The organism is Virgibacillus sp. LDC1 (assembly GCF_025792345.1).
Lineage (GTDB): Bacteria > Bacillota > Bacilli > Paenibacillales > Paenibacillaceae > Paenibacillus_AQ > Paenibacillus_AQ lautus.
On sequence record NZ_JAOXLZ010000001.1, the window covers coordinates 4,103,786 to 4,116,935 of the forward strand.

The 13,150-nt window shown below is 51.0% G+C and carries 14 protein-coding genes and 1 riboswitch; of the genes, 2 read left to right on the top strand and 12 right to left on the bottom strand.

Annotated elements, in window-relative coordinates; translation table 11 throughout:
* Positions 1-151 precede the first annotated feature (151 nt).
* Positions 152-1,309 (bottom strand): response regulator, encoded by a 1,158-nt coding sequence (locus OHJ21_RS18495; RefSeq protein ID WP_100538998.1) that lies wholly within the window; start codon positions 1,307-1,309, stop codon positions 152-154.
* A gap of 186 nt (positions 1,310-1,495) precedes the next feature.
* Here OHJ21_RS18495 and OHJ21_RS18500 point away from each other — a divergent pair, with 186 nt between their 5' ends.
* Positions 1,496-1,840 (top strand): hypothetical protein, encoded by a 345-nt coding sequence (locus tag OHJ21_RS18500; RefSeq protein ID WP_100538999.1) that lies wholly within the window; start codon positions 1,496-1,498, stop codon positions 1,838-1,840.
* A 60-nt stretch (positions 1,841-1,900) separates the two neighbouring features.
* Here the strand turns inward: OHJ21_RS18500 and OHJ21_RS18505 are convergent, their stop codons facing one another.
* The 4 genes from OHJ21_RS18505 to OHJ21_RS18520 all read right to left on the bottom strand — a co-directional run bounded on the left by OHJ21_RS18505 (position 1,901) and on the right by OHJ21_RS18520 (position 4,331).
* Complete coding sequence (locus tag OHJ21_RS18505) at positions 1,901-2,377, bottom strand: GNAT family N-acetyltransferase (protein WP_486020813.1); 477 nt, start codon at positions 2,375-2,377, stop codon at positions 1,901-1,903.
* Between the two features lie 110 nt (positions 2,378-2,487).
* A complete protein-coding gene (locus tag OHJ21_RS18510; RefSeq protein ID WP_326114326.1) occupies positions 2,488-3,066 on the bottom strand; it encodes a GNAT family N-acetyltransferase in 579 nt (192 codons plus the stop codon).
* Positions 3,067-3,280: 214 nt separating this feature from the next.
* Entirely contained in the window at positions 3,281-3,781 is a 501-nt protein-coding gene (locus OHJ21_RS18515) for a GNAT family N-acetyltransferase (protein ID WP_486020816.1), read from the bottom strand.
* Positions 3,782-3,872: 91 nt separating this feature from the next.
* A complete protein-coding gene (locus OHJ21_RS18520; protein ID WP_486020818.1) occupies positions 3,873-4,331 on the bottom strand; it encodes a DUF2569 domain-containing protein in 459 nt (152 codons plus the stop codon).
* A 79-nt stretch (positions 4,332-4,410) separates the two neighbouring features.
* Between OHJ21_RS18520 and OHJ21_RS18525 the strand changes: the two genes are divergently transcribed.
* Positions 4,411-5,499, top strand: a complete 1,089-nt coding sequence (locus OHJ21_RS18525) for a M24 family metallopeptidase (RefSeq protein ID WP_486020820.1) — start codon at positions 4,411-4,413, stop codon at positions 5,497-5,499.
* Positions 5,500-5,626: 127 nt separating this feature from the next.
* Here OHJ21_RS18525 and OHJ21_RS18530 read toward each other — a convergent pair whose 3' ends face one another.
* From OHJ21_RS18530 to OHJ21_RS18560, 7 genes are all read right to left on the bottom strand, one after another.
* The gene (locus tag OHJ21_RS18530; RefSeq protein ID WP_100539004.1) at positions 5,627-7,021 is read right to left on the bottom strand and encodes an L-cystine transporter; all 1,395 of its coding nucleotides are present in this window, start codon (positions 7,019-7,021) and stop codon (positions 5,627-5,629) included.
* A gap of 213 nt (positions 7,022-7,234) precedes the next feature.
* Positions 7,235-8,056, bottom strand: a complete 822-nt coding sequence (gene cobS, locus OHJ21_RS18535) for an adenosylcobinamide-GDP ribazoletransferase (RefSeq protein WP_486020822.1) — start codon at positions 8,054-8,056, stop codon at positions 7,235-7,237.
* The gene (cobU, locus tag OHJ21_RS18540; RefSeq protein ID WP_326114320.1) at positions 8,053-8,631 is read right to left on the bottom strand and encodes a bifunctional adenosylcobinamide kinase/adenosylcobinamide-phosphate guanylyltransferase; all 579 of its coding nucleotides are present in this window, start codon (positions 8,629-8,631) and stop codon (positions 8,053-8,055) included. Before cobU ends, cobS begins: the two co-directional genes overlap by 4 nt.
* Positions 8,628-9,698: a nicotinate-nucleotide--dimethylbenzimidazole phosphoribosyltransferase gene (gene cobT, locus OHJ21_RS18545; protein WP_486020824.1), complete on the bottom strand. Its 1,071-nt coding sequence runs from the start codon at positions 9,696-9,698 to the stop codon at positions 8,628-8,630. Before cobT ends, cobU begins: the two co-directional genes overlap by 4 nt.
* A gap of 66 nt (positions 9,699-9,764) precedes the next feature.
* Positions 9,765-10,550 (bottom strand): ABC transporter ATP-binding protein, encoded by a 786-nt coding sequence (locus tag OHJ21_RS18550; RefSeq protein WP_486020826.1) that lies wholly within the window; start codon positions 10,548-10,550, stop codon positions 9,765-9,767.
* Positions 10,547-11,593, bottom strand: a complete 1,047-nt coding sequence (locus OHJ21_RS18555) for a FecCD family ABC transporter permease (protein WP_486020828.1) — start codon at positions 11,591-11,593, stop codon at positions 10,547-10,549. The genes OHJ21_RS18550 and OHJ21_RS18555 overlap by 4 nt, the downstream gene beginning before the upstream one ends.
* Positions 11,590-12,594, bottom strand: a complete 1,005-nt coding sequence (locus tag OHJ21_RS18560) for an ABC transporter substrate-binding protein (protein WP_100539010.1) — start codon at positions 12,592-12,594, stop codon at positions 11,590-11,592. Before OHJ21_RS18560 ends, OHJ21_RS18555 begins: the two co-directional genes overlap by 4 nt.
* 256 nt (positions 12,595-12,850) lie before the next feature.
* A riboswitch (cobalamin riboswitch) is annotated at positions 12,851-13,053 on the bottom strand.
* Positions 13,054-13,150 lie beyond the last annotated feature (97 nt).

The following is a 13,150-nucleotide window of genomic DNA, read 5'->3' on the forward strand; positions in this document are numbered from 1 at the left end:
ATTGTTATGGTTCACTCCATAGTATAGGAGACCATCCTCTACAATTTCTGAACAACCACCGGAAGGACCACAGATTCGGGCAGAAATATACAAAAAATCACCGGTTGAACAACCGGTGATTTCATATCGTATGCGGGCTTGGCTATTAGATCTATTTCATATTAGTGACTTGGATTCCATTGCTCCATTCATCGTACCATTTCACAATGTAAGGGCTGGGCTCCTCGCCCATCTCATCTTCTAACACCTGACACAGAAGACTGAATTGACGGTGCACCTGGGCTGGGTTATCCTGCAAAGCATATATTTTCATCAATGAAAAATAAGCCTTCTCCTCCAGGGAGTGCTGTCTCTGGATCGAGAAGTAGCATAATATGGCTTCATCGATGCGTTCCTGATCCACATACCATTCCGCCATGGACAAAGAAACGCTAAGCCACAGCTCCTTCAGCCTTTGACGCTCCCCTTCTGCCCACCAATAGTCATATTCCTGCAGATAGTCTCCCGTGTACAACTTCATCATTTCAATATGTCCTTCAATGGACTCGGCCGACACGGAGGGATTTGACATCAACCAGTTCTCCCACTCCTCAATATCCAGCTGCACGCCTTCGATATTCAGCACATAGCCTTCCGTCGTGTTGGTGATTTGGAATCGGGTATCAAAAGGCTCCAGTGTTTTTCGGATATGATAAATGGCCGTGTACAGCTGAGGATAGGCTTTATCCATATCAAACTCCGGCCATAACATGTCGATCAATGCCGATTTTCGTACAAGCTGTCCTCTATGCTGAAGCAAATAGATGAATATCTCCTGAGCCCGGGTCGTCCGCCAATGAAGCAGAGCGAATTGCCCCTGCTCATTCGGCTGCTCGATCATAACCTGGCGAAACATTGTCATCCGAATGTTACGATGGGGCTCCATGACCTCTTCTGGCCTGGATGCTATGCGGCTTCGCAAACGCTCCATCGTTTTGGCGACTCGATCCATCTGGACAGGTTTAACAATATAGTCTACAGCATTCAATTCAAACGCGGTGACTGCATATTCGTGATACCCCGTCACAAATACAATACAGAGATGAGGCTTCTGCTCAAGCAGCTGCTCTGCCAGCTCAATGCCGTTCAATTCCGGCAAGCTGATGTCCAAAAACACGATGTCGACGTCCCTTGCAAGTATTTCGTTTCGTCCTTCATAGGGATTCGTATATGTACCTATTACATCTATAGACAGGGTATCCAGTTTTAACAGCTGACGTTCTAAATATTTCAAGGCCAACGGTTCGTCATCTACGAGAATTACCTTCATTCATATTACTCCTTGGATTGGAAAAATACGGTCACATTTAACTATATTGATTCCTTCGCATGGTTGCAACAAGCGAAAGCATGTTTATCACAATATACTCGTTATTTTTCCTCTTGAAAAACTCACAATACCAAGTATAATACTTGGTATAAAGATGATTAGCAGTTTGCTAAGGGGGCTTTCAACTTGGATCAATGCGATAAAGAACCGACATCTCTGACCCTCGATGATTATCTGGATCTTCTCGGTTTGGCTATTCGCTTAGAAGATCGGAAGTGGCAAGCAGACATTATTCGTACACTTCATCACTTGCAGGAACCGCAGGGCGAGAACCAAGTGAAGTCGGAGGAATGCACGGAACAAGAGCTGTGGCAATGCGTGAACCAAATCAATGACCGCATGTTTGCCCTGTACAATGAACTGAAAGCAACAGATGATCAAGATATGCAGCGGAAGCTGCTGGACCAGATGTGGGAACTTAAAATAGCCCGGGTTGAGGTTTTCCGCAAAATACGCTCGATATATCAATAACAAACAAAGACGATAGCTCCATCTGGAGTATCGTCTTTGTTTGTTATTGATGACCCTTCGTTATGATAAATCCAAATAATAATACGCAAATTCTTCATCCTGCACATACCCTGCGGATTCATACAAATGCTGAGCAGGCACGTTATGAAGCTGCGTGGACAGGGTCAGCCCCTTGGCTCCGGTCTGAAGGGCGTGCGTTTGGGCTTGATGGAGCAGTTTCCTTCCGATACCAAGCCCGCGATATTCGGAATCCACGTACAGGTCATTCAAGATCCACAACCTGGACATCGATAGCGATGAGAAGGATGGATATAACTGTAGAAAGCCAGCCGTGACCAGGGTTCCCCCGCTATTGCAATCCGCTAAATAAATTACGGAATCGCCTTGGGTCAGCCTCTCCCTGATATATTGCTCGGCCCCATTCCAATCAGCTTCCCGCTTATAGAATTGACGATACTGATTAAACAGAGCGGCTGCCTTGTCCAGATCCTTCCGTTCCGCTTGATATATATGAATCTCTGTTTTCAAATCACGCACATCCTTTACATCCGACATTACCCCAAGCGTACTAGATGGCGGCAAGGGTTTGGAATGCAGAAAACCACGAATGGTTTGCACGCAACTTCATGGTTCAGGCAGCCAGGATGCTATTGCCCTTGATGGTACAGCGCCCTGTATTCCTCCTCCAGCATGCTCATTATAATAGAATCATGGTAACGATGTTGGTAGTACAAAGCGTCTCGCTGAACCCCTTCGCGCTTGAAGCCCACCTTCTCATATGCCTTGATGGCACGCTTGTTATAATCAAACACCTGCAGTTCGATCCGATGAAGATTAAGGATTCCGTAAGCGTATTCGAGCAAAAGCCTGATGGCTTCCGGTCCGTACCCCTTGCCAAGATGATCACCATTATCAAGGGCGATTCGCATGTTTGCGTTCCGGTTCACATAATCGATATCCTGCAGCGCGATGTCGCCAATCATCTGATCGTTATCCGATAAAGCGATCAGCAGCAGGATGGTGTCATGATTACCGGATTTCTCCTCGATATACCGACGCACCCCTTCCATCGTAAAAGCCTGCTTCGTCCCGGTCAGCCTCCGTGTTTCAGGATTAAACAGCGTTTGAAAATACGCTGCGGTGTCCTCTTCTCCAAAGGGACGCAAGTAGATCCGCTCGCCTTCCAGAAACCGTATCGGCTTCATATTGGTTATGTTTGTGTTCATATCGAATATAACCTCCCGTTTCCTCTGGAACTAAAAATCCCTTATAATATATCAAGAAATTGACCATATCCAAATATACAGCGCGAATGCTTCCTGTCAATGTCATAACACCATGAAAAAGCTGTCCTCTCATTTACCGGAGGGACAGCTTTTTTATAGGTTAATCTGCATGCTTTAAGGCACAGCATAAATCAATCCATTAACGAATCGACACTTAAACGGCACGACCTACAATGACCAAATCCCGCCTGATGCCGTCAAGCTCCGCAACCCCGGGGAGAAGCCCCCATTGTTCAAAGCCGAACTTCTTCAACAGCTTGAGGCTTGGCTCATTATGACCGAATACAAATCCGACCAGATTACTGACGCGAAGGCGCGGACTCTCCTCGATTGCCTTCTGAATCAATATGCTGCCGGCACCAATGCCGCGATATTTCTCGTTTACGTATATACTGATCTCAGCTGTGCCGTTATAGGCAGGACGACCATAAAAGGATTGAAAGCTCATCCATGCAACCATCCCTTCATCGGACCGCATAACCCACAGCGGACGAAAATCGTTGCTGTGCTCTTCAAACCAGCGTATACGGCTCTCCACCGTGACCGGCTCCAGATCGGCGGTTACTTTTCTGCCTGAAATCGTCGAATTGTAAATGTCCACAATGGCCGGCAAATCCTCTTTGACGGCATAATCGATACGATATTGATGCGTCACGATGCCCTACCTCCGAATAGATGCGTAATCTTTTTGTACGAGATCTATTGTACAAGAGGCAGCGAAAAAACGCTTCTATTTTTTCAAGGCGTTAATTTACGAAGGTGTTTCGCACACGCTTGGAGCGAATGAAATACGGGATCCAGATACTGGCGTATAATAACGACCGGATCCATTCACTCATGAATTTCCCGTTATCCCCCTGAGCCATAATTTCAATTTGGCTAACAGCAGCATAGTCCACGATGCTTACCAGCAAACTAAATGATATATAACCGATCATCAATTTGGGAAACGCCCTTTTTTTGCGATATAGTAAAAATAATGCGATGACTGCCGTGATAACAAATATCACATTAACCACGGTCTCAAATATGATGAGCTGGATGAGCGCTTGATTATAACCCGGTGACGTTTTATCCGTAATCAAATTCCACGTCTCGGGTTCGAATACCGGGAATAAAATAGTAACCAGCACGTACGTAATCGAGATCAACGAGAAATAAAGTGAAATCTGAACGAATACAAGCCATCCGCCAAGTCCCTCCACTTTACTTACGCGATTGAACGCGATACCCTAGCATTAATGGTGTGACAACCGTCTTCGGATTAAGAAAGGAATGAACAGGATGAATGAACGATTGCAAAGTTTGCTACAATCCATGAATACACAGGGCTGGGATCATGTCCTGGTAACTGACCCCAAGCATGTTTACTATTTGACCGGATTTGCGAGTGATCCCCATGAACGCTTTTTGGGGCTGCTCCTCTCCTCTGCGAATGATCCGGTGCTGATCGTACCGGCATTGGATGCAGACGCAGCCGAGGCTGCTTCAACGGTTAAGCATATTGTCACGCATCAGGATACCGATAATCCGTATCTCTTGCTGAAGCAGCAGTTTCAAGGCGCAGCCGGTACGCTGGCGCTAGAGAAGGATCAGCTCACCGTCTCCCGTTATGAGCAGCTGCAGCAGCATGTGAACGCGAACCGGATCGAGGATGTTGGCGCTGTGCTCCGAGATCTCCGAATCCGAAAATCGGCCGATGAAGTGAAGATCATCAAGCATGCAGTAAGACTGGTTGAGGATGTTCTGACACAAGGCCTCGCCCAGATCAAAATCGGCGTCAGTGAGATTGAGGTTGTGGCAGAACTGGAGTACTTAATGAAAAAATTGGGTGCGGATGCTCCATCCTTCGCCACCATGGTATTATCCGGCCCCAACACCGCCTTGCCTCATGGTGTTCCCGGTACGCGCCGAATTGAAGCAGGGGATCTGCTCATGTTCGATTTGGGTGTGTATGCGGGGGGTTATGCGTCGGATATTACCCGTACCTTTGCGGTAGGCGAGCTGAAGCCCGAAGCCGTCAACATTTATAAGACGGTTCTCGCAGCGAACCTGGCCGGCATTCAGGCTGTAAAGCCCGGCGTAACCTATGGATCGATTGACCAAGCGGCTCGCAAAGTGATTGACGACGCAGGATACGGACAAGCTTTTGTACATCGCTTGGGTCACGGGCTTGGCATGGATGTCCACGAATATCCATCCATCCACGGGTTGAACCAGGACATTTTGCAACCGGGGGCTGTATTCACGATCGAGCCCGGCATTTATCTGCAAGGCGTAGGCGGCGTGCGGATCGAGGACGATGTGATCGTAACCAAGGATGGCGTCGAGGTGTTGACCTCTTTCCCGAAAGAACTGACCATCCTCGGATAATGCAATGTTCAGCATACGAAAAAAGCCCGAATTACCGTTTCACATACGGTATTCGGGCTTTCTCTATGTACTAGAAGAGCCATCCTCCGGCAGAAACAATGCCTTCAAGATGGCTCCCACGGATATGTTATGCCTGAACCATATCCAGTTCAATGTTGTCGTCGTTGTACACGTCTTTATCCACTTCATTCATGACTTTCCCGGTAATCACGCCGGCTGTCATGGAGTCATTCACGTTCAGTGCCGTCCGTCCCATATCGATCAGCGGCTCGACGGAAATTAACAGGCCCGCCAAGGCAACCGGCAGGTTCATCGTGGAGAGCACGATGAGCGATGCGAAGGTAGCTCCGCCTCCGACACCCGCCACACCGAAGGAACTGATCATCACGACCACGATCAGGGTAAGGATGAACGACCATGAGGTCGGGTCCACGCCGGCTGTCGGCGCAATCATGACGGCCAGCATGGCAGGATAAATGCCCGCGCAGCCGTTCTGCCCAATCGTGGCGCCAAACGATGCCGATAGGTTCGCGATGCCTTCCGAGACGCCCAGCTTTTTGTTCTGGGTCTGCACGTTAAGCGGGATCGTGGCCGCGCTGGAACGCGAAGTAAAGGCAAAGGTCAGCGTCGGGAACACCTTCTTGACGTATTTGAACGGGTTGAACCCGAATATCGCCAGCAGCACCAGATGGATAATGAACATCGCGATCAAAGCCACGTACGAAGCAAGGACGAAATCGATCAGATTTATGATCACCGCAAGATCGGTCGTGGCGATCGTTTTGGCCATGAGTGCCAGAATCCCGTAAGGCGTCAGACGAAGCACCAGCGTCACAATGCGCATAACCACGCCGTAGACCGCAGAGATCATGTTGCGGAACGTTTCCGCCTGCTCCTTGTTTTTTCGGTCCAACCCGAGAACGGCGATCCCGATGAAGGCCGAGAAAATGACGACCGCAATCGTCGAAGTTCTTCGTGCCCCCGTCATGTCGGCAAACGGATTGCTCGGAATGAAATCCAGGATCTGCTGGGGCAGCGTACGGCCCTCAACATCCCCGAGCCGCTCTTGCAGCAGGGCACCCTGCTGCTCCTCCGCAGCACCGCCCTGGATATTCACCGCGGACAAATCGAAGGCCAGCGCGGTCGTAATCCCGACAGCAGCGGCTACGGCTGTCGTCAGAAGCAGCACCGTAATGATAAGCCCGCTCATTTTGCCCAGATTCTTTCCGCCCTTCAGCTTCATGATGGCCGATATGATCGACACCATGATAAGCGGAATGACCATCATTTGCAGAAGTCTAACGTAACCGTATCCTATCAGATTAAACCAATCGGTGGATTTCACCACCACATCGGAGGTCGAAGTATAGATGAGCTGCAGTGCCACTCCGAACAACACACCCAATCCAAGTCCGGCAAACACGCGTTTGGTAAACGAGTAATGCTTTCTCTGCATCCAGTACAAAATACCGACCAGCAGAATCAGAACAAGGACATTGATGATAACCCAAAGCGTTTCCATCCTAATGATTCCTCCCATTCTTTAAATAAGGATATATGTGCTCCATCCTCATGTCATAAGTGCGCTAGTATGTATTCATATCCATTACAGCCCACTCTAAACATATCATTACCCGATTGAGAAAATTCCTGTCAAAAATCGTTAGTTTCCCATCGATGCGGATTATGTCGACTATGTTGATCGGATTACCACTGATATCACTCTACTATCATATCATGTAAACTTCAAAAGGAGAACCACAAATATTAACACAACCGTCTCAATCAGTTCATTGAGCGCTCCATAAGTATCTCCCGTCAGTCCTCCAAGTCTTCGGCTCATCCGTTCTGCCGTTAAACTTCCAGTCGCCCAGGCGATGATGGGTATGACAAGGGTTCCTCCGATTTCAATCATCCCCAGATTAGTCTCGCCTGCCGTGATCCATAGCAAACCTACAATAACTAGCGTTAACAGGGCGGCCATTACGCCTGCCATCGATCTCCTTCCGGCGGTCAATCCGTGAAATAGAGCGGCAAGACCCTCGCTCCCCCGTGCCATCGGCCAGCGGTACATCGCGTGGACCATAAACCAGCGACTCCAAACGGGAGCGAGCACCAGCAGCCATGCCTCTTGTTTCCATGCCCCGGCTGACAAATCCCACACAGACATGATCAAGGAAGCTTTCAGAAGGAGCAGCAGCATACACGCCATGACCCCCATCGCACCTACACGGCTATCCTTCATGATTTCCAGCATCTTCTCACGCGAACGATGGCTGAGCAGCGCATCAGCACTATCCATCCAGCCATCGAGGTGCAGCCCTCCCGTCAGCGCTACCCATACAACCAGCAGAATGACGGCAGCAGGAAAAGAAGGCAGCACAAAGCTTAGGCCCAGTCCCAATCCGGCAACGATAATACCGATAACCGCCCCTACCAATGGATAAAAAATGACGCTCCGTTGCTGCACTTCCGGCGTAAAAGGAATTTCCCTCCGCACCGGCAGCCTCGATAGAAATTGAAAAGCGGCCGCAGCCGCTTCGATCATCTTGCTCATATGCGATACTCCCTGCTCTTGATTTCCATCGGAATTCCCGCAGTCACCAAAAACACTTCATCACATGCCTGGGCCAGCCTCTGATTCATAATCCCTGCCCAGTCGCGATATATTCGGCCTAGCGGGTATTCCGGAACAATCCCCGACCCCACTTCATTTGTTACCAGAATGACCATTCCCGGATAACCCTGCACCGCTCTTGCCAGTCTGCCGATTTGAAGTCCCAGCCGTTCTTCCATTGCGGCACTTCCTTCAGGCTCGGCTTGCAGCAGCACGTTCGTAAGCCACAGCGTCAGGCAGTCCACTACCACCGCAGGGGCATCAGGTTGGGATTGGCCCAGCGTATCCAGCAGTTCCGGCAGGGCGACAGGCTCCTCGACCGTCTCCCAACCGTAGGCGGAATCATGCCGACGGTCTTGATGAATTCGGATCCGCTCCCTCATCTCATCGTCATAGGCTTGCGCAGTCGCCACGTACGTTCCGGACTCCGAGCGCTTCATGCACAGCTTCTCCGCGAATGAGCTCTTTCCGCTTCTGGCCCCACCCGTTACCAACACGCTTCCACGATGACTCATATGGCCCCTCCGCTGATTCCGGCGCTCTCAAACGTCGCCATCTCATTCATGATCCGGCACGCCGCCTCGACCAGATGCAGGCACAGTACTCCGCCTGTACCCTCGCCAAGACGCATGTCCATTTGCAGCATCGGATGCAGCCCCAGCTCTTTCAACAGAAGAACATGCGCCTGTTCATGCGAAACATGAGAGGCAATCATATAGGAGAGGGCGTCCGGACAGAGGCATTTGGCAACCAGCGCCGCCGCACTGGATATGAAGCCGTCAATGATAACGGGACAACCATGGGCAGCCGCACCCAGAATCAGTCCAGCCAACCCGCCGATTTCATAACCTCCAACTTTGGCGAGCACGTCGAGGGGATCATCGGCATGAGGTCTATTAACTTGTATAGCCTGTTCCACAACTCGAATCTTATGTAGCAGCCGTTCATCGGTTACGCCGGTTCCCCTGCCCACGACTTCAGATGGCTGTTTGCCGGACAGAACGGAGAAGATCGCCGCACTCGGTGTCGTGTTCCCAATGCCCATCTCCCCGGTCACGAACATTTGCGTTCCTTGCGATACCAACTCGGCAGCTACCTCAGCACCAGTTACAATGGACAGCAGCGCCGCTTCCTTTGTCATCGCGGGCCCTTTGGCCATATTGGCGGTTCCTCTGCCAACATTCCGCGACATCAGCTTCTCATGGTTCAGCTCGATCGCAACACCGATGTCCACACAATGCACGTCTGCCCCCGCCTGACGGGCCAGCACATTCACAGCCGCTCCTCCATTCAGGAAGTTCATGACCATCTGGGGCGTTACCTCAGCCGGAAATGCGCTGACTCCTTCTTCACAGACTCCATGATCACCAGCCATGACAACGACGGATTTTTGGGTGAACGACGGCTTCAAATTCCTTGTGATCCCCGCTAATTGGATCGCTAGCGACTCCAGCTTGCCCAGACTGCCCGGAGGCTTCGTCAGCGTATCCAAATAAGCGGCTGTTTCGTTCTGCACCTCCACACTCAGCGGTTTAATGTTTGCCATGATGCGATTTAAACGATTCACGATTGTATCCGTCAATGAAACGACCTCCTCATATCTTGTTCCTAAATCTTACATCCCCAGCGGAACATGCAGCAACATCGGTCAGGACCACGTGCTATTCGCCGTTAACAGCACCTGCGGAGCACCATTCTCGGGATGGGCGACAATCGAGGGCTCCACCCGGAAGATTTGGCGTATATACGCCGCTGTCAAAACTTCCTCCGGCTTGCCAACCCCCGCGATCTTTCCCTGATCAAGCACCAGCAGTTTGTCGCAAAATTGAGCTGCCAGATTCAGATCATGCAGTACGCTGATCACCGTAATCCCGGACGAGTTCCGCCACTCCGCCACCATATCCATGAATTGTAGCTGATAGCGGATATCCAGATAGGTCGTCGGTTCATCCAGCATCAGCAGCGAAGGCTCCTGGACCATTACCTTGCCAAGTGCTACACGCTGGCGTTGACCGCCGCTTAACTCGGTAAGCCGCCGTTCCTCCAGACCATGCAGATCCAGCTTTCGGATAACGGCCTCAATGAGCGGTGCTGCATCCTTATCTTCACGGCCAAGCCAGTTCAGGAATGGGAATCTTCCCATCTCCAGCACTTCCCGGACGGTAAAATCGGTAGGATCAAGCCCTTCCTGCTGAAGCACCGCCACGATCCGGGCCAGTGCCTTTCGATTATAGTGTCCAAGCTCCTTCCCCCGAAGCGTCACGCTTCCTTTCGTAGGGCTCTCCACACCGGATAACAGCTGCATGAGGGTAGACTTACCACTTCCGTTCGGACCGATGATTCCCCACCATTCCCCTTCGGCAATATGAAGGTCCACGCCTTCAAGAATCGGCACCTTGCCATAGGCTTTGCCAAGTCCTTGAGCTGTAATCATGATAAACCCTCCCTGCGCCGTTTTTTGTTCCGGTATAGCAAAAACGCAAAGAATGGAGCGCCTATGAATGCCGTAACCACACCGAGCGGTATTTCCGTTGGTGCCAGCACGGACCGTGCCGCCGTATCGCACCAGACCATGAATATCGCGCCGCCCAGAGCCGACAGTGGAACAATGACGCGATAATCGGAGCCGGTGATCAGCCGGATCATATGCGGTACCACAAGTCCCACGAATCCAATCACGCCGGAGACCGACACGGCTGCGGCGGCAAGCAGGGTAGCCACGATGAGCACGCTGGTCTTCAGCCGATCCACATTCAAGCCCATATGGGCGGCCTGCCGTTCCCCCAGCGACAAAATATTAAGCGCCCGCGACCTGCTCCATAAGTATATAAAACCTGCGATAAAATACGGGAAAAGGATGGCCGTATACGACCATCCACGCATGCTCAGGCTCCCCATCGTCCAGTACAGGATCTGGTTTACCGTATCTTTGGACATGACCGTCAAAAAGGAAACGACGGCGCCCAGAAACGACTGCATCACCACACCGGACAGAATGAGCCCGTGGATCGGCAGTTTTCCTTGATCCCTTGCCAACAGCAGAACGGCCCATAGGGTGCCTGCTCCGGTCATAAACGCTACAAGCGGCAGCGTGTAACCTCCGGCAAAGGAATATTCCATCCCGAAAAAAATCAGGGATGCTGCGCCAAGCGCAGCACCCGAGGATACACCGAGCGTAAACGGATCCGCCAGCGGATTGCGAAGTACGCCTTGAAAGGCGGCTCCGGCCACCGCCAGGGAGGCTCCAACGAGCATCCCAAGCAGGATCCGCGGCAATCTCACCTTCATGAGGATTTGCTCGGAGGAAGCTTCCCAGCCCGGAACGATGGAATCGCCGATTCCCGGCAGCCGGTGCAGCAGCATCGCCCCAATCTCTCTCACAGGCAGGTGCACGGAGCCGATTCCGAGACTGACAACCAAGGTTAACAGTAATAGGAGTATGCCGGCCGCACCGAATCCTGCAAGTTTTTTACTCATGGATTCATCAGTTCCGGATAAACGGCCTTCGCCACTTCAATCAACCCTTGCGTCACACGGGGACCCGGACGGCTCAGCAGGTTCGCATCCACGGAAATGACCTGATCATTCTTGATGGCATCGATCTGATCCCAGCCGCCGCGCTCCTTAATCAGCTGATCCAATGTTTTCTTGGTTGCTTCATCTACCACATCGTCCGTGTACAAAATGACATCGGGGTTCGCAGCGATAATATTTTCCTCGCTGATTTCGAACCAGCCTTCCGCATCGCCGGCTGCGTTAACGCCGCCAGCTAAGGTGATGATCTCATCCATAAACTCGCCCTTGCCGACAGTCCATCCCGGAGAGAATTCTACGTATACTTTCTTCTTGTCTTCATCCTTCACGGCTTTCACGGCTTCCGTAACGGTAGCCAATTCCTGCTTCATCTGATCCACGACCGCTTTCGCCTCCGCTTGACGGTCGGTAATTTGCCCGATCAGTTCGATGTTCTCCATCACGGCATCAATGGTTTTCGGATCATTGACGAACAGGGTAACGCCAAGCTCACGCAATTTCTCGGCATTCTGGGCATTCATCGAAGCGGCAAATACCACATCGGCATCGGCTGCAATAATAGCCTCTTCATTCACTTGAAACCCGCCCAATTTAGGCTTGGATTTGGCCGCTTCCGGATAATCGTCATTATCGGACACGCCAACGATTTCCTCATCCAGGCCCAAGGCGAACAGTTTTTCCGTCTCGGACGGTGTCAGGGATGCAACTTTGGCCGGAGCTTTCTCAAACGTCATTTCAACCCCGGTTGAATCCTTAACGGTCAGCGGATACGCCGTTTTAAGCTCTTCGCCGGAATTTGCCGGCGCTTCGTTATTCTGCTCTTCCTGCTGTGCAGGCGGCGTTGTATCCTTCGGCGCCGCTTCTTCGCCTCCACAGCCGACCAAGGCCAGGGCCATCAGTATGGCTACCAGAAGTACGGACCATGTTTTGTTTAATGCTTTCATCTCTTGAAATCCCCCTATACATAATTGAGAACCTGGCGCTGCAAGTCTACATTCCTTCAACTGATCCTTACCGGGAGAAAAACATCAATCGTCATACTCCAAAAGAAGCAAAAATCCCTGACTCCTCGTAAACAAGGACTCAGGGATTACGTTTTAACATAAGGACATCTGGATAACCGTTCACAGATAGCGCCTTAAACTTCCGCCCATACATGCTGCATGGGTTCGGCAAACGTAATCCTCTCCTCGAAGGACCGTCATTCATTCGCCGAGGGCAGGTCTCCTGACTTGCAGGCTGTAACGACTTCTCCGCCTTCCCAAGCGCTATGGCTCAGTGGCATATGGAGAAGTCCCTGCTTCACAGTGGCGGGACCGTGCCGGACTTGCACCGGCTTCCCTATTAACCCGGCAGAAAGACAATAACGCCTTCTGTCCGGGACCCTCGCAAATAATATGAATTTATGTATGATAGGCCAAGCATGGTTTCTCTGCCCAAGATTATAGGCGATAAACCCTCCTCTTACAACCGAAAGTTTCGGTCGTTTCAAATGCGTCA